The following is a 24,029-nucleotide window of genomic DNA, read 5'->3' on the forward strand; positions in this document are numbered from 1 at the left end:
GTTTACCTCGCGCAATAAAGCACAAGCCTTAAAACGCCAAAACGCGGCATAAAGCCGCGCCTACAAACATAACACCAAAATTTTTCTCGGCTTTCATCTTTCCCAAACTCATTAGGGCGTTTAAGACTAACAGGTAAACTTTTCAAAGTATTAATTTCACAAGTCTCACTCCTTTAGTTATGCTATTGAGCATTATAAAATTTTATTGTGAAATCCTATGCTACCTTTACTTCGTATCTTGATAATTGAGCAAGACCCAATCATTCTACAAGAGCTTTGCGCTAACCTGTCAAAAACGATTCCTAATTTTGAGCGAGTTGATATCGATATCGATATTATTGAACGTCTCGATCTGAAGCAAGCACTGGAATGTGTAAAGGAAGATGGCGATATTCAAGCCGTGGTTCTCAGTTGGGATGTACACAACAAAGTGGGTGAACAAATTTATAGTCGCTTTATCGAAGACTTAAAGGCAATTCGTCTCGAGTTACCGGTTTATGTTATCGGCGATGACACTAAAGGACTGGAGATCATCAATGAATCGGAAGAAATCGAATCCTTCTTTTTTAAAGATGAGGTAATTTCTGACCCTGAAGCCATTTTAGGTTATATGATCAACGACTTCGATGATCGCTCAGAAACACCATTTTGGACGGCGTATCGTCGTTATGTTGGCGAAGCGAATGACTCTTGGCATACACCTGGTCATAGCGGCGGTTCTAGCTTTAGAAACTCTCCTTATATAAACGATTTTTATCAGTTTTACGGTCGCAATGTATTTGTTGGCGATCTGTCCGTTTCGGTAGACTCACTAGGTTCATTATCAGACAGCACCAATACCATTGGTCGCGCTCAAGAATCAGCCGCGGCGACGTTTGAGGTTAAACACACCTACTTTGTTACAAATGGTTCATCTACCTCAAATAAAATCATCTTGCAGACACTGCTGCGCAAGGGAGATAAAGTAATTGTCGACCGTAATTGCCATAAGTCCGTACACTATGGCATCTTGCAATCAGCTAGTTACCCCATTTATTTGGCGAGTATACTAAATCCAAAATACGGTATTTTCGCGCCACCGTCGTTGGCCGATATTAAGTTGGCAATTGAAAACAATACAGATGCTAAATTATTGGTGCTTACTGGTTGTACTTACGATGGTCTACTTAGCGATCTGAAACAAGTGGTAGATTACGCTCATCAACATGGTATTAAAGTGTTTATAGATGAAGCCTGGTTTGCATATTCTTTGTTTCATCCTAGCTTTCGTCATTATTCAGCCATACATGCTGGGGCTGACTACATTACCCATTCTGCCCATAAAGTGGTATCGGCATTTTCTCAGGCGTCTTATATTCATATTAACGACCCCGATTTTGATGCAGATTTCTTCCGCGATATTTACAGTATCTACGCGAGCACATCGCCTAAATATCAGCTTATTGCGTCTCTCGACGTATGCCAAAAGCAATTAGAGATGGAAGGTTATAAATTACTCAATGCGCTGCTAAATCATGTTGAAGAGTTTAAACAACAAATGGCGTCGCTCAAGCAAATTAAAGTGCTCGGTAAGGAAGATTTTATGAAAATATTCCCGCACTTTAGTGGCGATAACATGGGTCACGATCCGCTAAAAATCCTTATTGATATTAGTGAACTACCTTATTCATTAAAAGATATTCATAAATACTTATTGGATGAAATTGGCCTTGAGATAGAAAAATACACGCACAGCACCATCTTGGTTTTACTTACGCTTGGTGGCACGCGCTCGAAAATCATTCGTTTGTACAATGCGCTGAAAAAATTAGACAGCGGTAAGGTAAAGCTGTCGAAATCGACGCGCAGAGCCCGCTTACCTGAAAATTTACCCGCTATCGACTTAGCGTGTATTCCAAGTGATGCATTTTATGGCGATCGCGAATCTGTACCTATTAGCAAAAGTAACAACCGCATTTGTGCCGGTTTAGTTACTCCATATCCACCGGGTATTCCGCTTTTGGTACCGGGCCAGCATATTACTAATGATCATGTTGAATATTTGCAAGAGTTGGCAAGCCAAGGATTGACGATTCAAGGCAGTTTCGATGGTGAAATTTATGTTCTTAAGGGTAAGGTTAAAAAGTAAAATACAAAGTGGGATAAATCATTTTATATAGATGTTAACTAATTTTAGTTAAAAAAAAGCAAGCCAGGTGGCTTGCTTTTAGCGTCTTTAAATACACACACTTATAGACTCGATTTAACTATAACGTTTAAAATCTATAGCTTGCGCCAAATGTAATACGGCGGTCTGTAATACCTTGGAAACAAAGTAAAGCACCTTCGTTAACACAAGACTGGCTAACTTCTGATTCAGTTAAGTTTACAGCTTCAATACCGATATTTAGCTGATCGTTCACATCATAACTTATGCTGGCATTAAGCTGCCCTCTGTCTTCTTGAACAACAGGGAAACCCCATGGGAAGCTTGAGGTGCTACCAAAGTCAGTTGAACGGTACCCTTCGCGCCACGTGTAACGCGCTCGAGCAGATAGACCGTATTTCTCATAGTAAAATGTAATATTATATGCGTTTTCTGACAGATCAATGAGTGATTGCTTAGCACTTATGTCTGCATCCGGGTTACCGGTTGTTAATGCAAAAACAGCATTTGCACGACTCGTTGCAGTGTCAAATGATTCACCACCAGAAAATTCTTGATAGGTATAGTTAGCAACCACACCAAAACCTGATGCCCAACCTAGCTCTTTTTCAAAACTTGATAAGTCGTATTGAGCTGCAAGCTCAATACCTTGCTGTGTTGTTTCACCAGAATCATTAATAGTAGTTTGTGTTGGTACACATAACCCTACGCCAGCATCTGGGCCAAACACGTTTATGTCTGCAATTGGATTAAATATGCCGCCTCCTTCACACTCTGGACCATTTGTATCGCGAAAGCCTGTGCTTGGGTCTTCAAATGGGTCAACTTGCTGTGTAACGTGCAAATCGCTACGTGTTTTATGAAAGTACCCCACACTTAACAAAGCAGCGGGTGCAAAATACCAATCTGTGGATATATCGAAAGAGGTTACTTCTTCTGGTGCTAAGCCTGAATTACCAATTGAAACGGCACTATTAGGGCTTGTGCCAAACGTAACAGATGTAGATAGGTCATCAAAATCTGGGCGTCTAATATCTTTTGACCAACCTAAACGAACAATCACATCTTCACTTACATTCGCGGCTAAATTGAATCGAGGTAAAAAGAAATCGTAATCACCTTTTGACGTTAGCTGAGTAACCAGTTCGTTGCCACTTCCATCTTGAGTAACAGAGTTACCTAGCGATGTAACTTCAGTCTCTAAATAACGTAGGCCAAAGTTACCGCGAAACATGCCATACTCAAAATTTGCTTGTGCATATAAGGCATGTGTTTCTTCTTCAATATCAAAAAATGCATTTACTTGAGACGTTGGTGAGCTTATTGGACCGCGATCAGAACCCGTTATTGCATTATTAGCTTCAATCGCTTGGTTAAGCGCTGCTAATACGGCTTGTGGATCAGAGGATGCAAGCTCTGGGTTTATAAGTAAGAAATCACGAATATAGAGTGCTCGCCCATCACCATCGTTAAAGTTATCTGGGCCCGCTGTTAATAATTGTGCAAATAAATCACCCGTTGGGCTATCAGCCATATTTCTTAAACCAACGTTAGAGCGAACTTGATCCGACACACTACTCGTTTTACTATAGCGGTAACCAAAATCGACTGACGTTATTACATCATCTAAGTAATATGTAAAATCTGTACGAAACGCATCTTCTGTATTCTCTGACTCATCTTGCCCTTGGTTTACGTCACGTAGAACAACATTTGCAGGGTCGAGCAATTGAGCCATTGTTGGCGCGTTTGCCTCTCCCGTTGCAATCCCAAACGTAAGTGCATCACCTGTAAGATCATACTCAAAAGGAGTCCCGTTTTCATTTGAAGAATTAGTAGCAACATTTGGATTTATAAAATTAAGCGTTGTATTAAAGCTTGGTGTAGTTGAATCAGAACGAGAGGTTGAGGCTTCAACACTTGCAAATAATCTATCGCCTTGCCATTCGCCCCCTATTCTAAATATTTTGCTCTTTGTGATGCGTGAATTAGTATCGCTAGAAAAACGCAAGTTAGGATCGCCACCACCGTCTTCAACCGGAATTACGCCTCTTACGGCCGCTTGTATACTGCCTAGGTTTTGTCCGTCCAGTGAACCAAAATTAACTGTTTCAAATTCACTCGGTATTGATACATTTCTAAGATCACTTAGACCAGATGCTTGTACTCTTGAGCTTTCTTGGCGGCGCTCTTGATCATTAACAACTGCATCAAAAAAGAATTTCATATTATCGTTTGGTGCATATTCAAATGTACCTGCGAAGTTTTTTGTCTCGTATTCGTAATTATCGTAATCTTGAATTAAAAATTGTACTGGTAGAAAATCAAACGATTGTGCACTTGCAGCACCACTATCAGCGGCTACCGAATTATCTCTATCTGCGCGAGGACGAAATGCGGTTACGTCTTGCTCACTGTAACTACCACTAAATACAACACCAAACTTACCGCCCGAATCAAGCTCCCAGTTATCACCCCAAGCACCTGATACCCTAGGGGTCACGCCATCTGTTGATAAGCTACTATCTTCACCTTGGACTCTAATTGAGCCTAGAGTTTCATTTAACTGTAACGGGCGAATTGTTTTAAGGTTTATTGTTGCGCCCACAGAGCCTTCGATTGTTTTTGCTTCTGGTGACTTAATTACTTCTACACCAGAGATAATTGCAGCTGATACATCTTCAAAACTAATGCCACTTCGCCCAGACCCTGAGCCAACTGTTGATACGCCGTTCACTTCTGTACGATTGGCATTGGTACCACGAATTTGAACGCCCGTACCTACCCCTGCTTCACGGGTAATTTGAATCCCTGTTACGTTTTCAAGTACTTCTGCGAGGTTTTGATCTGGTAGCTTACCAATATCTACAGCCTCGATAATTTCAACAAGGCTATCTGCTGAACGCTTTTGTGCAAGCGCATTTGTAAGCGATTGTCTAATACCTGAAACCTCGATAACCTCAAGATCGTCCGCAGCTTTTTTTGGAGCTTCTTGCGCCTGTGTAGACAAAGACATACCAAGTGCGGTTGCCGATATAACTGCCAGTGTAATTTTAGATAACTTGTGACTCATAGTTTTTTTCCTGTGTGTGTGAAATGCTATGTTTAACCAGCTACTTTATTGTTTTTATTAAAAGCCCTTTCTTATTACAAAGTCTTAACTTTATATTTACACCCACACCTACAAAGGTCAACCTTTTGGTAATGAATTTAGATCAAATATTATGCAATATGTTATTACCAAAATAGAAAAACCTAACTAAATTTCAAGTTAAAAGCAAAACTTACATTTTAAGTTGATGTTATTTATAGTTTTTAAATTCTATTAGAAATAGGGCTGTCAATAACAAAGGTTAGAATAGTTATCGTTTTAAAAATGAAATAATTTAGGCAGGAGAAACCGATGATGTTGGGCGTGCTGAATAAACAGCATCATTGGTTAACCAATTTAATTGTTTTTAGTCAAGTAGCGTAATTTAGGAGTGAGTTTTTTAAGTACTGTTTGTTGATGTTATCGAAAATATAAAATTGAAGAATTTGAGGATCAAAAAAGGCGGTAAAACCGCCTTTTTAATGTGATTTAATGTTTAACTATTATTACAGCTTGTAACTTAAACCTAAGAATAAACGTGGGCCGTAGTCATTCACTTCACCTAGGTTACCTTCAACAAAGAAGTCTTGTGATTTAGGTGCACTGAACAAGTTAATTGCTTCTGCTTTAACTCTAAAGTGCTCATCAATTTTGTATGATGCGCGCATTTCCCATACGCCTACGCCATCAACATAACGAAGTCGAGTACCATTTGTAGTATATGGTTGGAAATACTCACTACGATATTTGTAAATAACAGCAGTATCAAATCCACCAATTTGGTAGTATAGCTGACTGCTAAATACATGCTTTGAGAAACCAGGTACTGAAGCCGACTCAATAATACCGTCAGTTAACTGTGTAGTATTACCATCTACGTCAGTCTCAAACGTATCGCCGTATAAGCTATCTTGGAACTCAAAATCAGTGTCTGCATAGTTGTAACCAAATTTCATACCGATGCCATTATCCCAGCGGTAAGAAAATGAAGCTTCAAGACCTAATATTTCACTGTCTTCATCTGATGTAACAGAGTTAGTAATTGGTAATGAAACAGTTTCACCGGCAACAGTAAAATCTTCAATTACTGTTTGTTGTTGAAAACCACCGTTGAACTGTTTGTAGTATAAGCTTAACGCTAAGATTGAATCTTCGTTAGGGTACCATTCAAACGCAGCATCGTAGTTCCACGACATAAGCGGTTGAGTGTCCGGGTTACCAGAGCCATTTACACCCACTAATAAATCGCTAATTGATGTTGCTGTACCTTCTGTATCTTCTTGGAATGTACGGCTGTAACCTAAATCAGATGGATCTGCGCGTGACATACCACGGTATATACCTGCACGGAATAAAATATCTTCACTGTAGTCAATAACTAGGTTAAAACTTGGTAAATACTTCGTGTAGTCACCACCGCTTTTAATTTTATCCAATGAACCATTATCAGATTCAACCAGAGAAAGTACACCGGTGTCGCTTGTTACTACGTCAAAGCTATTTCTAAAACCAATCGAAGTTACTTCTGTGTCTACAATACGAAGACCAAAGTTACCGCGAATGAATTTACCAAACATTTCAGTATCGTAATTCGCCATTAAGTACACTGATGTGGTTTTTTCTGTTACATCAATTGTACCTGCATTTTCATATTCAACTTCTGGGTAAGCAAACACACCATCAGCGTTAGAACCAGCTACAGCTTGTGAGAAACATACGTTGTCGTATGTAGCCCATGATGAACCTGTACCGCTATCTACAACGTTACCGTCACTATCAACATTTGTTACGATATCGCCATCAGATACACTTGATAAAAAGCCTGATTCAGGGAAATCGATTTGACAACCTTGTAATACGTCAAGCGCTTCAGTACCAGAGTCTAGTGTGTATTCATTTCGTGAACCGTTACCTTGGCTACCACCATACTGTAGGAAGGTCATTTCAGATGTTCTAATACCACCTTGAATACTGGTGAAAACATTGCCATCTAAGGTATAGTCAAAATCTAGTCGCGCTGAGATAACTTCGTTTTCACGAACATTTTCACGGTCAAGTCGTGTTCTTAGGCTATCTGTAAAGTTTGAAATATCTGTTACGTCAAAGTCTGTCAGTGTGAAATGAGGGATCTCATCGCCCATATCCCAAGAAAAGAAATTACGACCTGATGTTCTACCACGGTTAGATATTTGAAGTTCTTCGCGTTCTGTTTTTGAATACGCTAAATCTAAGTCAACAGTTAATCTATCGGTAACTGTATGTTCTATATTTATGCCGTAACCTTGGTAGTTTTCTTCACGAGAAAATTGCTCACCTGCAGATTCAATTCGCTCTTCGCCTTCCCAATGAAGGATACCGCCAACATCATTAGTAACAAGTGTTGGACCGGTTACGCCTGGTGTTGCACGTTTTTGTAAAAAGATTAAATCGTGGCGTGCTTCTTTTTGTGTTCTATCTGAAATTTGTGCATCAAAGTTAACATCCCAATCAGCTGAAGGTTGATATTGCAGTGCAAAAAACATTGCATCACGTTCATCTGATGTCTCGTTTTGACGGTAGCTTCGGCTACTGCCAGTCCAAGCATAAGGAGTCCCATCACTTACTGCTTTACCTGTATCAGGATCAATTTTTGTATCGTAACCTTGATTTTTACTGCCGCTTACTTGATCTTCACAGTCACCTGCGCTACTGCGATAAAAACCTTCGTTGGTATTATTAGGATCGTTTAAACACGCCCATAATGAAGAACCTGATGGGCTCGAACTTCTGTATTCAGCTTCTGGTTGGCTAATATCTTGGCGCTGTACACCAAAAGACACACCAACGGCTTGGCCGTTATCAAATTCAAACTGGTCTACATAACTAAACGTGCCACGGTAACCCGCGTCACTTTGAAGTGAGTTATCTACATTACCTTCATCAGGGTTGTAGTTTAATTTAACTTCAGCTGATACACGTTGCTTGCCAAAATCAAGTGGAGTTATAGTTTCAAGTGCAATAACACCTGCAACACCACCTTCAATCATTGACGCATCTTGCGTTTTATAAATTGCTACTTTTTTTACAAGTTCAGACGGAAACTGCGAAAAGTTAACTGAGCGGTCACCACTACCATTAGTCGCTTCACGACCATTGATATGCGTTGCACTTAAAAATGGACCAAGACCACGAATAGTGATTTCTGTTGCACCACCGTTTTCACGGTGAGATGCAGCACCTGTAATTGATTCCAGTGCTTCACCGATAGACAGTGCTGGTAAATCACCAATATCTTCAGATGACAGGCCATCAACTACCGTTGTTGCTTCACGTTTAATTGCTATTTGGTCTTGAATCGTTCTACGTGTACCTGTAACACTAATTATTTCAACGTCTTCTTCAACTTCTGTCGCTTTTCCCTGATCTTCCTGTGCGCTTGCTGTAAATACGCAAGAACTTGCCATACCTGCGATGACCGCTGTTCTTACCCATTTTGCAACTGGGCGCATTGCAAACTGCCCTGTTGTAGAATTATTGTTATCTCGTGACTTCAACGACATTTGAATTCTCCGCTGGTTGTTGTTGTGTGATTTTAGTGTGTTAGCTTGTTATGCTTATGTATATTTTATGTGACCTTTGACGTTAATATACTTAAACGCAGCACGATGATCAACCAATTTGACGCTTTAATATTACCATAAGGTATACCAATTTTAACTTAGCGGCATTACCAGTAGGTCAGGCAGGTTTTTTACTAGAATATAAACCGCTCTAAACTAGTTTATAAATGGGTAATGTAGGTTGAGAAAAGTGTGGTGATTATTAATGAATAATAAAAAAGCCCCAAATTTGGGGCTTTTAAAAGTTAACTGATTAATTGGTTATTTAATCGTTTTGTATTTTCCATGTAGATCCAACACCGACTTCAGATGATTGAATATAATGAAGACCTTTAGCACCCGCCTCTGCCTGAAGGCCTGCAGGGTCAGTTTCTAATAACGTACTTGTTGCTGTAACGTACTCAAGTACTTCTTTGCCATTAGTTGCTGGGTCTTGGTCAATTGCACCATCAGTATCGAATGCGCCATTACCATTTAGTTTTCTAATTTCAACCCAGTCACCGCTTGCATCGCCTGATACTCGACTATCCATATAACCAAAGTTATTACTTAGCACCGAACTATCATGATTAATTAAGTCACAGTCATATTCAAAAGCATGGTCACTATCAAGTGTATTTGGGTAAAATAGGCCTTGAGTTGTAGCACTGCTGTTTATTGTATCTTCGTCTGTTTGATCGCCTAAACCGTTTGCAATTAAATTTCCATTAAAGTTGATAACAAACGCATTTTTGGTTAGACCGTATAGGGTTGGATTATTGACGACCGTTAACTCATCACAATCACTAACGTTTGAATTATCATGTACTTCTGTGCTAAATACGATTGGCTGTTGTGAGTTTAAAACCGTATTGTTAGTTACGTTAAGTGTAAAATCACCGGCACCATCAAGAACGGCTTGATTACCTGACTTTGGTACTCCGCCATCAGCTTGCGAAAATGGATTTGCAGTAAATACAATACCGCCCGCTTCTTTGTTAGCTGAGCGGATGCCTGCAATATAGTTATTGCTCACTGTATGCCCAAGCGGTGTTATTAAAATACCGGCAGGTCTATCTGATGAGCTCGCTATATCTGTAGTACGAATAATAATGTTGTCTGTAACACTGTTAAATCCACCATCTTCCAAAGAGATACCCCCATTAGGATTTACAATTGTATTGCCTTTGATGGTTGCACCAGAAGTTTGTACTCGAATTAAACGACGACCCGTTACAAAGTTTTCTACGCGGTTATACTGAATAGTAAAGTTTGCATCATCAGCTGCACCGCTACCCGTTGTACTACCTGCATTAATTAAATATAAACTTGATTGCCCAAAGTTTGGATTATCACTGTCACTAAATAAATTATATTGAATAACGTGATCAGAGCTTGATGATGATATTTTTATCACAGACCCTTTTTCTGCTACATTTCGATTAGAGAATGTATTTCGCTCAACCAACGCGCTTTGACCTTTTATCATCAGCCAATGGTATTCAGAGTTATTGAGTGTAGCTTCTTCTCCATCCATCGTGTTTTGCGAAAAAGTAAAGTTATCCCCTTCTGAGTAAATAACAGCACCTTCTTCGGTTTCACAAAATGCACCCGCTTTAGTATCTATATTCTTAAAGGTAAGCCCTGTTAATCCAGCGCCATCTACTCCAGCAGCTACATGCACACATAATTCACCGCTAAGTACAGGAGTTTGACCTTCTACAGCGCGAAGCGTTACTGCACTGGTTAATAAAACTGCGTCCATATCAGCATAAACACCGGTGTTTAAGCCAATAACATCACCATCAGCTAAACCACCACTTATAGCACCAAGGAGTGCTTCAGGGTTACTAACTAATTGTGTGTAAACTAATGTATCAAGTGAGTTTGTAACCTCACTCGCAAAACCATCGTTATCTGTATACGTAGCTTTTACCGACATTATTGAGCCAGCGTAAGCAGAAGGTGTAAATGTTTTACTATTACTGTCGGCTACTTCAACGCCATCAGCAGACCAAGTATAAGTAACGTTTGCCTCTTCAACACCGTTGTTATCAGTTATCTCAGCGGTTAACTCGCCACTTGTCAAATAAGGCGCTACGCCCATAATGGCGACGCTACCGGCTTCGTCAACCGCAACAGCAGAAACAGCAATTGTTTCCTCTGATGTATTATCCTCGATAAATCCATTATCATCTGTGTAAGCAACTTGAACACTTATCTTTTGACCTAAAAGTGATGCATCAACTGTAAAGGTGCTTTGTGTTGCGCCATCTATCTCTTGTGCGTCAGCAAGCCATTGGTAAGTAATATCTCCTGTTGCCCCGTCGGTATCAGCAACTTCTGCTGTTAATATATTACCAACGGTTGGCGTGCCACTAATTGTAACTTCGCCTTCTGAGTTTGTTCGTGCTACAACCTCTGTACCCGCTGAAGTCACAGACTCGTTAAACCCACGGCTATCTTCAAAAGATGCACTAACTGTTATAACTGTACCAAACTGTGCGTCTGTTAACGTAAGCGTTGAAAGTGCTTCATCTGCAATCTCTATGTCATCAGCAAACCATTTATAAGTTACTGTATCGCCATCAAAGCCATTTTCGTCAGCTACATTGGCTGTTAGTTGCGAACCAACTAGAGCGTCGCCCGTAATAGTTAAACTTGCAGGGAATGCGATTGCGGCAACATCTGCGGTTGGATCTGTAATATGCGATTCATTGATACCGCCATCATCGGTATAAAGCCCTTGAACTGTAATTGGTAACCCTATCTGATCGTCAGTCAGTGTAAACGAAGCGCTATTTGCACCTGTAATTGCCTCACCATCTGCATACCAATAGTAAGTCACGTCACCTGAGATACCATCAGGGTCACTAACTTCAGCTGTTAATGTTTGTCCGCTTGTAACAGTTCCACTAAGAGCAATAGAGCCCAAGTTGTTGTCATTGTTGTTTGAGTTTGTGTCACAACCAACTATTGCAGCTGCAATAGCGCATAGCGCAAAATGTTTTAATTTCATGGTGGCTCTATTCTCCAAATTTATGGTTTTAATATTTGGTTATCTATTGTGTGTGTTACCAAATAAATCATGCGTTTATTACCAAATTCATTTAAATTGCAAATAAATTGTTAACCAACTTGGTAATATAACCATAATAAAATAACTTTTTCCACTACATCCACCCAGTTAAATAACAACAAATAAACATAAAGTTAACCCTGTACTGTTATCGCAGGTCAAAAATTGAATTCAATCATGCACAATTACTGCGAAAATACATAACCTTAGAGTAAAAAATTGGTTTTACATGGGGTTAAGTAAATCAGATTTATTTAATATATATGAAGTATTCTTATTTGAAGACTATAAGAAAATTAAGAAATGAAGTGAGTTTGTATAAAAAGGATTATTTACAGAGAGAATGAAAAATAAGGGTAAAAAAGGGGCTATTTTCTTGCCCCTTTTTTATTAAGTACTGGTTTATAAAATAGCGTTATTATAAAACTCTACAGGCTCATTTGAGCCCAAAGCAACAGGCACACGTTGATGCAAGCTAGTTGGCGCAATATCTAAAATACGCGTTCCTCTAGAGGTTGCTTTACCACCTGCGTTTTCAACTAAAAGCGCTAACGGGTTTGCTTCATAAAGCAGTCTTATTTTTCCGTTATCGTTACCACTGCGTTTATCTTGCGGATACAAAAATAACCCGCCTCGGCATAATATACGATGAACGTCGCCTACCATCGCTGCATTCCAGCGCATTGAGCTTTTTTCAAAGCTTTCACAGGTGTAAAGCAATTTATCAAAATACACTTGTGTCGGTTCGTCCCAATAACGGTAGTTAGCCATATTAACGGCAAATTCACGACTCTGCTCTGGCACACTTAACTGCTTATTTGTCAGTAGATAACCGCCATGCGTTGAGTCTAATGTATAACAACGCGTTGGACCGCCAGTACTCATTACAAGTAATGATGAAGGGCCGTATAACACATAGCCTGCACATACTTGATTTACACCAGGCTGACTAAATTGCTCGTCGCTGTCGAAGGCAACATCGTCACGGGCTAAGTAAATAGTAAATATAGTGCCTATTTGCCCATTAACATCAATATTAGAAGAGCCATCTAGTGGGTCAAAAGCAACAATAAACTTACCTTCAGGATGGCCACCTACCGCATGATCTTCTTCCTCTGATGCAACTGATCGAACGCTGCTGTCGTCAAGTAGTATGTCTTTAAGTAGTTGGTTTGCAATTACATCTAGCTTTTTTTGAACTTCACCTTGGATGTTTTCATTCAATGTTGAACCTAAAACACCGGCTAATTCACCTTGGCTTACTCGAAAAGCAATTTCTTTACTGGTCGCTAAAATTGTGCGAATAAGTAAAATAAGATCGGTATCTACACCGTCTTCTTTTAATACTGTATTTAGTCTTTTCATGCGCTATACCTATTTACACAATTTAGATCGTCAAAGCATTGCTCTAGTCTTGCAACCATACTTTGCTCTGAATGACGCAACCATACGCGAGGGTCATAGTATTTTTTGTTTGGCTTATCATCCCCATCAGGGTTACCAATTTGCTCTTGTAGGTATGCTTGGTTATCTTTGTAGTAGTCTAAAATACCTGTCCAACACGCCCATTGCGTATCGGTATCAATATTCATTTTAACTACACCATAGGTTAAAGACTCTGCAATTTTATCGTACTCAGAACCACTACCACCATGAAATACAAAGTTAATTGAGTTGCTTGGTAGATTAAATTTTTCTGATACGTAAGCTTGTGAATCTTTTAAAATAGTTGGTGTAAGAACAACGTTACCCGGCTTATATACACCGTGAACATTGCCAAAAGACGCTGCAATTATAAAATTAGGGCTAATACGACTTAAACGTTCGTAAGCAAATGCAACATCTTCAGGCTGAGTGTATAAAGAAGAGCTGTCTAGGTGTGAGTTATCAACACCGTCTTCTTCGCCGCCCGTGCAGCCAAGCTCAATTTCAAGCGTCATACCTATTTTTGCCATACGCGTTAAGTAACGTTCACAAATTTCGATATTTTCTTCTAAAGGCTCTTCTGACAAATCAATCATATGCGAGCTAAACAGTGGTTTGCCAGTCAGTTCAAAGTGTCTTTCACCTTCATCAAGCAAACCATCAATCCAAGGTAGTAGCTTTTTAGCTGCGTGATCAGTATGAAGCATCACTGCTACTTCATAATGTGCTGCCACTGAATGTACATATCTTGCAGCACTTACCGCCCCAAGCACTGCTGATTGTTGCTCTGGTAAAGATAAGCTTTTACCACAAAAAAATTGAGCTCCACCATTAGAAAGCTGAATAATAACGGGCGAGTTTTTCTTTTTAGCAGCTTCTAGCGTTGCATTTATAGATGTTGTACTAACAACATTTACCGCTGGCAACGCATATTGATTAGTACGCGCATGTTCATACACAGCACTTACTTCATCGCCAACGATTACGCCTGGCAGTATTGTTGGGGCTAAATAATTCATTTATGAAATCCTTTCTATTTTAAAGCCTGGATACAAGAATCAGTAATTGCTTGCCAATTTTCTTGTTCAACCCACTCTTTTTTCGCTATCCAAGTACCGCCAACGGCGAATACATTATTTAAAGAAAGATAGTCCATTTTGTTACTTTCGCTAACGCCGCCTGTAGGGCAAAAGCTGACTGCTCTAAATACTGACGACACAGCTGATACAAAAGGTGCTCCTCCGGCAAGCGAAGCCGGGAATAATTTTTGCTCTTCAAAGCCATATTCAAGTGCCATTAAAATATCACCGGTGTTTGATACACCAGGAAGTACCGGCACATTACATTTAGCAAGTGCTGTAAGTAATGCAGGAGAAACCGCTGGCGTTACAATAAAGTCAGAACCCGCTTCAAGTGCTTGCTCTAAAATGTCAGTATTTATGACTGTACCCGCACCGACTTTTAGCTCTGGCACTTGTGCCTTAATAGCTTTTAATGCTTCTAAAGAAGCCTCTGTTCTTAGTACTACTTCAACTAAAGTAAGGCCAGCGTTAGCCATAGCTTTCGCTATTTGAACACCTTGCTCTGGCGTATCAGCTTGAATTATAGGTAGCAGTGTTTGTCCTGACATAAGTTCAGAAAAGCGAGTCATAACGTTGTTCCTTTATAAAAAGTAATGCGGCCGAGGTATGGCGGCCTTTAATGTTTGATTAACCTGAACTCTAGATAATAAATCTATCTCAAGCAGCTATTTTCAGCGCTAACTGCGTTGAATTTACTTGCAATAGGCCCGCTATTGACGCGTAAATTCGCCTTGTTTTCACTGAAAATCTCTAGCTAGAGAAAATAATTTTAAATATCACCATGATTCAATATGTTAGTAAATCTCTTAACCAGAGTTCAGGTTAATTATTTTGTTATACCAATTGCATTAAATTAATGAGCTATTATAGCGACAAGAAAATAGCTCAATAACAAGGCTAAAATTATGATACATAGTTGTTCTATATAAATAATTTTTAACGTAGTTAGTGAGTTATTTAATACGCTAAGGTGATCATGTTTTTAATAAAATTGGTATCAGATACCAGCTTCAACCATTGCTAGCTGAAATATATCTTTTGGAGCAATAGCGCCTGGCTGTTGTATAACCGCACCGGCGGCTTTTGCAGCAAGTTGTACAGCACTCGAAATTGGTTTATCAGATAAACGAGCACCTAAGTAAACACCGTTAAAAGCATCGCCTGCGGATGTCGTATCTACAACATTTGTTACCGGTATTATAGTGTGGCTTTGAAGAGTATTGCCCTCTTTTGTCACTACCGATTCAGGGCCATTTTTAACAACAATTTCTTCAATTTGGTAAGGTTTTAAATATTCAACAACCGCTTCTACGCTATGAACGTCATAAAGTGTTGTTAAATCTTCAACGCCAGGTAGGGTAATATCTGCAAGCGTAAAGGCTAAATGATATTGCTCTTTAGTTTCCTCTACACTATTCCACAAACGCGCTCTGTAGTTAGGATCAAAAACTATTTTAACCCCAGCATCTTTGAGCTGCTTTACAACTTTCCAAAAATGCTCACGTGCACTTTTTTCAATTATTGCTAATGAAATTCCTGAAAAGAAAAACATATCACCTTGGCTAAGCTGCTCGAGTGCATCAGCATCTAAAAAATCAACAACCTTTTTAGCTGCAGAATCATTACGCCAATAAATAAAGCTACGCTCACCATGCTCATCGGTTTCTATGTAATACATGCCAGGTACTTTGGTATCGTGAGCAAATACGAGTTGTGTATTTATTTGTTCACTTTCAAAGCGTTCTAGCATTTTTTTACTTAAATTATCTTGACCTAAAGCCGTAACAACCGAAGTAGTAACCTGCGGGAAGCAACGTTTTAAATACACTGCAGAATTATAAACATCGCCTGCAAATGATTGGTGTAGTGTGGCTGCGCTCATAGCTCTAAGCTCGACCATGCATTCACCGATAAAGTAAATATTTTTCATCTTGGAAGTTACCCTATGTAGTTAACTGCTATGCGCTTATACAAAACATGTTGGCATAGCAGTTATTATCTAGATTATTGAGGCTTTTTAAGAGGTTCTATTTTTGGAATTAAAATCCAAACAGCTGCCATTGCTATAATGGCTAAAGAAGCACCAATAACAAATGCTGGCGTATAATTACCATCAGCAGTAAGAATAGGCACAAGCGATGTAAGGCCTACAGCACCAAGTTTTGCCGCCATACCAGAGAAACCTGATAATGTACCTACAGCTTTTTTGCCTAACAAATCACTTGGTAGTGTTTGCACGTTACCAATTGCAGTTTGAAAACCAAATAATATAACAGCCATAATTAGTACCGCTGTCGTTGGTCCGCCTGGATTTGCCATTGCAAGTAACGCAGGTAACATAATTAAACAGCCCAGCGTTATAGTTAGCTTACGTGTTTTATCTGTATTCCAACCGGCTTTGAGTCGGTTTTGAGCTAATAAGCCACCAAACCAAGCACCAAACATAGCGCCAACATAAGGTACCCAACCATATATACCAATAGACTTAACATCCATGCCGTATACTTCGTTTAGGTAAATAGGTATCCAAAAAACAAATAACCACCAAATAGGGTCAATCGCAGCAGAGGCAATAATTACACCCCAGCTTTGCTTACGAGAAAGTAACTCAGCAGTTGAAGGGTTATATTCTTCTTCGTCTTCACCTGTTACATCGCCATTATCATCAACACGTCTTTGACCTGTTAAGATATATTCACGCTCTTCGGCAGTAAGCCAAGGATGAGAGCTAGGCGGCGCTTTAACCAAAATTAACCAAGGCACTAACCAAAGAAAACCTAATACGCCCACAAAAACAAACACCATTTGCCAGCTAAAGTAGATAGTTAAATAAGCAATTAAAGGAATAGCAATAATACCGCCAATAGCAGCGCCAGAGTTAAAAATACCCTGTGCTAAGGCACGCTCTTTAGTAGGAAACCATTCAGCATTACCTTTAGCTGCGCCCGGCCAGTTACCAGCTTCTGCTACACCTAAGATTGCGCGAAAAATACTAAGGCTAAGCACACCTTGTGCAAATGCATGTGCAACGGTTGCAATAGACCAAACACCTATCGATAGAACAAAACCGAAGCGTGTGCCTACCCAGTCAAATATTTTACCAAATATGGCTTGACCAAATGCATAAGCAAATACAAACACAATTGAAATATTAGCGTATATTTGTTTACGCTCTAATGCTGATTCATCAGGGAACAAATCTTCAACAATGTCCGGCCAAAGCACACTAAGTGCTTGACGGTCGATATAGTTAATAATGGTAGCTAGCGCAATTAGCGCTATAACCCACCAACGTAAGCCTTTAAGTTGCATAATTAATCCTCAAGAAAGTCTTCACGCGCTGGGCTAAAGGTATCAATCAGGATTCCACCTGTTGGACAGGTAGCACCATGATCAGCAAATGGAGGGATTAAGCAGCTATCACCCGGTTTTAAGATTTTAGTTACGCCATCAATGTTAAAGTGGAACTCACCTTCAACAACATACGTTACTTGAGAATGTCTGTGAGCATGGTTATAACCAATAGCCCCTTTCTCAAACCAAATTTTAACAGCCATTAGCTCTTCGTTATAACCTAGCATTTGACGTTTTAGACCATTTCCTAAATCTTCAATTTCGGTCTCGTTGCCAAATGAAAAGTTTGCGCTTTGCTTTTGCATCCTATTTACTCCTGATTATTGTTCATCATATAAACGCCTAATCGGCCATTTAAAGTGAACTCTTTATTTTGATAATTGAATGTATTTTTAGCTGAGGTTGGTGCTTTATTAATAGCCACTAAATATGACTTGCCTTTAATATCAAGTTCAACAAGTGTTAAATCGCCCTGCTGACTATATTCAAGCTTTGTAACTCTACTAACAGCTTCTAACGTATATTCTTTACTTGGATTGTATTCACCGTGAGGCTCTAATACAGATATAAATTTATGATGCTTTTGACCCTCAACACGACGAATAAAACCGTTTTCGTTGCGTAAGTTAAAATCAGGGTCGTTTGCGCCTATTTGAGTAAACAAGAAAGACTCATCACCTTTAACCAAACTCGTTTGCGTATAAAAGCGACCATTTTCGTTTAACCACGTTACTTTAGCTAAACCACTTTGAGGTTGCGCTTGAGCTTTAAGCCATAGATGCTGGTAGCCATTTTTAGTACCTAATGCAGACAGTTGTGTTGCATTCGCTTTTAGCTCAAAGCTGGTATCTATAAGCTGACCTTTATAATGCAAAGGCAAATCAAGCTGATGTGCTTTATTTGCTGCAACATCAAATATATCAAGTGCAACTGTGCTTTGTAGTTCAGGTAAGTTAATAAGTGCAAGCGTACGCTCAAGATCAACGCCTTTATAAGCTGTGCTTATTTCGCCGCTTGAAACCGTGCCGTATTCATTCGTTTCGAAAAAGTTAAGTGTAGGGTAATTACTATTTCCTACTTCAACATTTGCATTAAAATGCGTTGTTTCGTCAACCACTACCGTATTGTGCGCAACCGTGTGTTTAGCGTAAGTTTCGTTTTCAGGTAAATAACGACCGCCGTATTTAGCTTCTACATTTAAAAAACGTGCTGCGCCATAATCAGATACAATTTCATTACCGTGGTCGTAAAACTGCCATGTTAGTTTATCAAAATGACCGTGACCTAAGCCTTGTGCAGCAGGTTTAAATAGTAGAGCTTGATCGCCACCTACCTGCGTTCTCATTACAACTAGAGCACCTTGTTTACCGTCATTACCATCGCCGAAGGCAACAGATTTAAACGAATAAGGTTTTGCCATGTTGTTATCAAGTGCTTGAGCTACTTTTAGTCCATCACCAGAGAGAATTATTTGGTCTTGTTGCTTAGCAATATCTAAATAACCCGCATCGTTGGTTAAGCCATATGCTGCCGTTACACCATTAACTAACTCAATAGTATCGATACCTTTACTTTTTATTGCATCGTTAATTGGGAAAAACAAACCGTTGTAGCTAAGTTGAATCGTCGTATCAATCGCTTTTAATAATATGCCATCGCGATATTCAAAGATTTTTCGTTGTGGTTCGTTGTTTTCAATCGCTTTAGCAAACGTTACAAAGGGTAATAGTGCAAAGCGTTGATAGTAAGGACCTTCGTTATAGTAACCTTGTGGTGAAAACAGCATTTCTAGCTGCTTAATAAAGCCACCTTTACCCGACTTTTCTAAATCGTATAATGATTTTTCTACCCACTCAGGTTCACCTAATACATACCCTGCCATGCCAACACCCGCTGTTGCCCATGTTCCATGGTTATGTACTTTATTAAATGTAGAGGGTTGGCCTACTGATGTGAACAACGAAACAGGACGTAGTAAGTCATCCTCGATTGTTTTAATGTTATCGGCATTTAACGAGTCATGAATTAGATCATAAGCTTGTATTGTGTACACAAGCCACATTGCTTCATTTAGGCTTTGCCAAAAAAACTTACCTGGATTTTGCGAGTCCATTTTACGTTTTGGATGCAGACCAAGTGTTGGATATAATTTTGCATACTCAAGCAACATATCACGTACATAGTTTGCGTATTTATCATCTTGGCTTAATTGATAAATAATGCCCGCGTTGTACATAAGTTGGTAATTTTTCTTGTGGCGTTCATGTGTATAACCACCACCACCATCTTTTGGTACAGGTACCGCAATTGGTTGAGCTATTTGTTCGTCTACTTGCGCTTTTAATAGCTCAAACGCAGTAGAAAATTTACCTTCGCTGCCTATTGCTTGACGCATATGACTTACGTCATCAGTAGTAATTACTAAGTTTGGGTGCGCTGCATGCGCACCCAATGATGTAAGTAATGTAAGTGCTGCTACAGCCGCTATTTTAAAACCTGTTTGGCATTTTAATAAGTACATAGTATTTACCCTGCCTTATTTAAAATGTTGTTATTTTTTAATACTGCTGTATGTGGGCCTTTAACTCTTAGTTCTTTAACACTTGGTGCTTTAGTTACATCAAATGTATTGTCTGAGATTTCAGTTTTAGGCTCGCCTACTGTGTGCTCTACAACAATAGGAGCAGATTTAACAAATTTATTATCTTTGATATTAGTAACCTGAACACCGTGAACATAAATGCTCGCTTGCTCTTTGTTACGCTTACCAAGGCCAACGTTATTAAGCGTGTTATTTGTCATTTCAAAATGAGGGCCAAATGTACTTTCATCAGTACCACCACGGTAAAGCTTAAGTACACCACCTTGCACATCATTAAATGTATTATTATTTACAATAACGTATTCCGCGTTATAAACACCTAAGTCTTCAATTTCAGTATTTAGACGTAAAATGTCACCTGTTACTGTATTAAAGGTATTACCTGTAAGAATAATTTCATCAGCCATTGCACCTTTACCAGTGATAAAGAAATGGAATGAATGATTAATATCTAAAGCATTTAACTCTGAGTTGGTCATTACAAAGCGGTAATTATCAACCATACCCCATTTTTGCGTACGAACAATGCTGTTACCTATTGCATCTGGCGCGTTTTCACCTGAAATAGATAAACCATCTAGTTTTAAGCTGCCGCCATCATGTATTTCAAACAAGGTAGAACGTTGAAAAGTAAGTTTAGACTTTGTGTTCTGCTTCGCTTTAATTGTCAACGTTTTATCAATTTTAACCAGTTTAGAAACATCATACTGGCCAGGCGCTAGTTCTAGAACATCGCCCGACTGTGCATTATCAATAGCGTCTAGTAATGCACTTACATCAGCTTTAACAGAATGTGTCTTACCAGAATCAAAATCAACTAAAGCAGGTACTTTTGCATACCAGCTAACACCGGTATCTTCTTTTTTAAGTACTTTTAAATCGCGCTTTGCACCTACATTTAAACTTTTAGATGTTGGGTAAAGTAGACCATTACTTGCTTTTTTAAGCGTGATTTTTTCTTTTTTTACACCGTACGTTAGCTCAGAAAGTACTTTTGTATCAGCAATGTTGTTACTTAGTACCAGCCCGCTTACATCATCAAATGTTGTAAATGGCTGTTCACCATCTTGATTTATGATTAAGTTATTTTTCATTACGCTATCTTTAGGTGCAGCGCTACGCTCAGCATCGCTACCTGCGGCAAGTTGAATATGACGCACATTTATAAATGTGTTGTTTTCAATTGTCGCATTTTCAACTTGGTGATAACGATTTATAGATGAATTTGGTACGCCGTTCATCACAGTAAAACCACTGCCAAAACGATACCCTGTTAGACCTTGTAGGTAGTTATTTCTTACAATTTGGTCTTTATTGATAACGCGGATACCACCGGTGTGGTCAACACCATTACCAATAAATATATTTTCTTCTATTAGGTTACCGTTACCATGGCGCAGCGTTAATGTACCGCGCGCTTCATAAAATACGTTATTACGAAGGATGTTTTTACCTGACTTAACCGACACAATTTCTACTTCACCATTGGTGCGTTCAAAGTAGTTATTTTCTACCAATGTATGTGAATCAGTTAATGAGTAATGACTAGTACCAATACGAAGTGTTTCACCACCGTTTGAACCAAAAGTTGGACGGTAGCCAAAATAGTTATTATCTATACGGTGATAGTTTTCTTGGCTTGCTTGAGTGTTTAAACGAACAGCAACTGTCACGCCTTTATTTCGTTTGCCAACTAAATGACTATGATCAAAGCGGTTATGTTGTCCATATAATGCAACCCAATAATCAGACTCTCGTTTGTCTGGATTACTGTAATTATCAATTACAATTTCTGTTACTCGTGAGTTGTAGGCTAATTCATTTTTGTTTTTACGAAATTCTATTACAGCTGAGCTCGGTGTGTAGCCGTCTTTAAATACTAAGCCAGAAGCCTCAAGGTATTTACCTGCAAGTCTTAGGTTAGATTGACCCGATAAAATTACTTTGCCGTTAGTTTCAGCGGTCAATAAAATAGGAGAGTTTTTTGTACCTTGGCCTTCAAGTAGGATTTCGAAGTCAGACCAAGTACCATTTTTAAGTACTACTTTGTCGCCAGCAACTAGATTAGCTGCGATATCATTAAAAGCTTGTTTACTTTCTACAAAATAATCTTTGGCCGCTATTTGTGTGGATATGCAACCGATGAGAACTAGACTAAGCTTTATTGTGTTAATCAAACGCATAGTTAACTCTTTTTCGTTGTGACTGAAAGTAGTGCTTCATCAGAATTTTAAAAAGCTGACATTGCACAAAGACTTTAGTCAATTGGTGTCATGTGTGTTAAAGCGCCTTAAGCTAAAAGCCTAAAGCGCTCAATAAGGTCGAGAAGTATTACTTTTCTAACTTTTTGAAGTAATCAAAAATTTCAGGAACGTTACCTTGACCCATACCAGCGTCAAACGCTGCTTGTAGGTTAGCTGATGAACCTTCAGCGATTTTTGATTCAGTACCTAGGTCTTCTACCATTTGTAGGAAGTAGCCTAAATCTTTGTTTGCATTAGCAATCGAGAAACCAAGGTCACTAACATTATCAACTGCATAGTTTTTACAAAATTGCATAAACGGTGAGTTAGATGGACCAGTCGACATGATGTCAAAAAGTTGTTGACGGTCAACACCAGCAAGCTCTGCAACTGCAAATGCTTGTGACATAGCACATACTGTAGTCATGCCCATAAAATTGTTAATAAGCTTAGTTGTGTGACCTGCACCTAGCTCGCCAAGATGGAAAACGTTTTCACCTTGATCTTCTAGTACTGGTTTAACTTTATTGAATGTATCAATATCGCCTGCAGCCATGATGTTTAAAAGGCCGTCTTTAGCATGTGCTGGTGTACGACCAAGAGGAGCATCAATCATGCCTGCGCCTTTAGCTGCTAAATCAGCACCAATTTTTTTAGTAGATGATGGAATAGAAGTACCAAAATCAACTAGTACTGCACCTTCTTTAATACCCGCTAGGATACCGTCTTCTGCATAAATGATTTTTTCTACAACGGCAGAAGTTGTAAGACAAAACATAACAATATCTGAACCTTCAGCTAGCTCTTTAGCAGTGCTTGCTGTTTTTGCGCCTCTAGCAACACATGCTGCAACCGCATCTTTGCTAAGGTCCATAACAATTAGCTCATAGCCTTTGTTTTGTAAATTTTCGGCCATGTTGCCGCCCATTAAGCCTAAGCCGATGAAACCGATGACTGGTTTTGACATGAATAACTCCTAAATATGTGGCGCATACTTTTATAAGAACAAGTAAAATCTACTCTAAAATACGCTGTGTCTTTGTTTCAATTTGTAGAGTAACTTTAAGCTTGAGTTATTTATAAATTAACCTGTGCAAAACGTAACTCTGATTAATTACCAATACATTGTATTCACTCAAACCAAGCAACTTACCAATTGGTATGCAAAAACTGTATTACCATACACCTTTTTTGTCAACCAATAAGTTAACCAAGTAAATCCCATATTTTTACAAATTACATACAAATAAATTTAATATCAATCAAAAACAAAGAGTTAGATATGAAAAACCCAATCAGACATAGGTTAAATTTTGTTGAACAATCAGTAACTTTTTTATACTAATAGGTTGACCAATAATTGAGTGTTCTTTATTTAAATATGCAAAATTCAATAAAATGGTTCATTAATTGGTAATTTACAATTGAT

The 24,029-nt window shown here is 38.9% G+C and carries 13 protein-coding genes; 1 reads left to right on the forward strand and 12 read right to left on the reverse strand.

The genetic code is table 11. The features are described 5' to 3' along the window. The first annotated feature begins 217 nt into the window (after positions 1-217). On the forward strand, positions 218-2,128 hold the full coding sequence (locus tag I6F54_RS18125; protein WP_165729538.1) for an aminotransferase class I/II-fold pyridoxal phosphate-dependent enzyme: 1,911 nt from the start codon (positions 218-220) through the stop codon (positions 2,126-2,128). A gap of 127 nt (positions 2,129-2,255) precedes the next feature. Here the strand turns inward: I6F54_RS18125 and I6F54_RS18130 are convergent, their stop codons facing one another. From I6F54_RS18130 to I6F54_RS18185, 12 genes are all read right to left on the reverse strand, one after another. Further along, the gene (locus I6F54_RS18130; protein ID WP_024591526.1) at positions 2,256-5,219 is read right to left on the reverse strand and encodes a TonB-dependent receptor; all 2,964 of its coding nucleotides are present in this window, start codon (positions 5,217-5,219) and stop codon (positions 2,256-2,258) included. Between the two features lie 524 nt (positions 5,220-5,743). Continuing rightward, positions 5,744-8,776, reverse strand: a complete 3,033-nt coding sequence (locus tag I6F54_RS18135) for a TonB-dependent receptor (protein ID WP_197120000.1) — start codon at positions 8,774-8,776, stop codon at positions 5,744-5,746. 325 nt (positions 8,777-9,101) lie between these two features. Further along, positions 9,102-11,834 carry a poly(beta-D-mannuronate) lyase gene (locus I6F54_RS18140; protein ID WP_197142555.1) on the reverse strand — a complete coding sequence of 911 codons (2,733 nt, stop codon included), beginning with the start codon at positions 11,832-11,834 and terminating at the stop codon, positions 9,102-9,104. A 462-nt stretch (positions 11,835-12,296) separates the two neighbouring features. Further along, positions 12,297-13,259: a class 1 fructose-bisphosphatase gene (locus tag I6F54_RS18145; protein ID WP_010555334.1), complete on the reverse strand. Its 963-nt coding sequence runs from the start codon at positions 13,257-13,259 to the stop codon at positions 12,297-12,299. After that, positions 13,256-14,338: a class II fructose-bisphosphate aldolase gene (fbaA, locus tag I6F54_RS18150; RefSeq protein WP_007585332.1), complete on the reverse strand. Its 1,083-nt coding sequence runs from the start codon at positions 14,336-14,338 to the stop codon at positions 13,256-13,258. Before fbaA ends, I6F54_RS18145 begins: the two co-directional genes overlap by 4 nt. A 14-nt stretch (positions 14,339-14,352) precedes the next feature. Next, positions 14,353-14,970, reverse strand: a complete 618-nt coding sequence (gene eda / locus I6F54_RS18155; RefSeq protein ID WP_007585331.1) for a bifunctional 4-hydroxy-2-oxoglutarate aldolase/2-dehydro-3-deoxy-phosphogluconate aldolase — start codon at positions 14,968-14,970, stop codon at positions 14,353-14,355. Positions 14,971-15,398: 428 nt separating this feature from the next. Then, complete coding sequence (locus I6F54_RS18160; protein ID WP_165740803.1) at positions 15,399-16,331, reverse strand: sugar kinase; 933 nt, start codon at positions 16,329-16,331, stop codon at positions 15,399-15,401. 74 nt (positions 16,332-16,405) lie between these two features. Beyond that, positions 16,406-17,713: an MFS transporter gene (locus I6F54_RS18165; protein WP_007585328.1), complete on the reverse strand. Its 1,308-nt coding sequence runs from the start codon at positions 17,711-17,713 to the stop codon at positions 16,406-16,408. A gap of 2 nt (positions 17,714-17,715) precedes the next feature. After that, positions 17,716-18,060 carry a cupin domain-containing protein gene (locus I6F54_RS18170; RefSeq protein ID WP_002962963.1) on the reverse strand — a complete coding sequence of 115 codons (345 nt, stop codon included), beginning with the start codon at positions 18,058-18,060 and terminating at the stop codon, positions 17,716-17,718. Positions 18,061-18,065: 5 nt separating this feature from the next. Continuing rightward, positions 18,066-20,276, reverse strand: coding sequence for a heparinase II/III domain-containing protein (locus tag I6F54_RS18175; RefSeq protein ID WP_024591531.1), 2,211 nt, complete (start codon positions 20,274-20,276; stop codon positions 18,066-18,068). 5 nt (positions 20,277-20,281) lie between these two features. After that, positions 20,282-22,540, reverse strand: coding sequence for a polysaccharide lyase 6 family protein (locus I6F54_RS18180; RefSeq protein WP_197142556.1), 2,259 nt, complete (start codon positions 22,538-22,540; stop codon positions 20,282-20,284). A gap of 148 nt (positions 22,541-22,688) precedes the next feature. Next, entirely contained in the window at positions 22,689-23,567 is an 879-nt protein-coding gene (locus I6F54_RS18185) for an NAD(P)-dependent oxidoreductase (RefSeq protein ID WP_007585320.1), read from the reverse strand. Positions 23,568-24,029: the final 462 nt, after the last annotated feature.

Source organism: Pseudoalteromonas sp. SWXJZ10B (assembly GCF_015864475.1).
Lineage (GTDB): Bacteria > Pseudomonadota > Gammaproteobacteria > Enterobacterales > Alteromonadaceae > Pseudoalteromonas > Pseudoalteromonas arctica.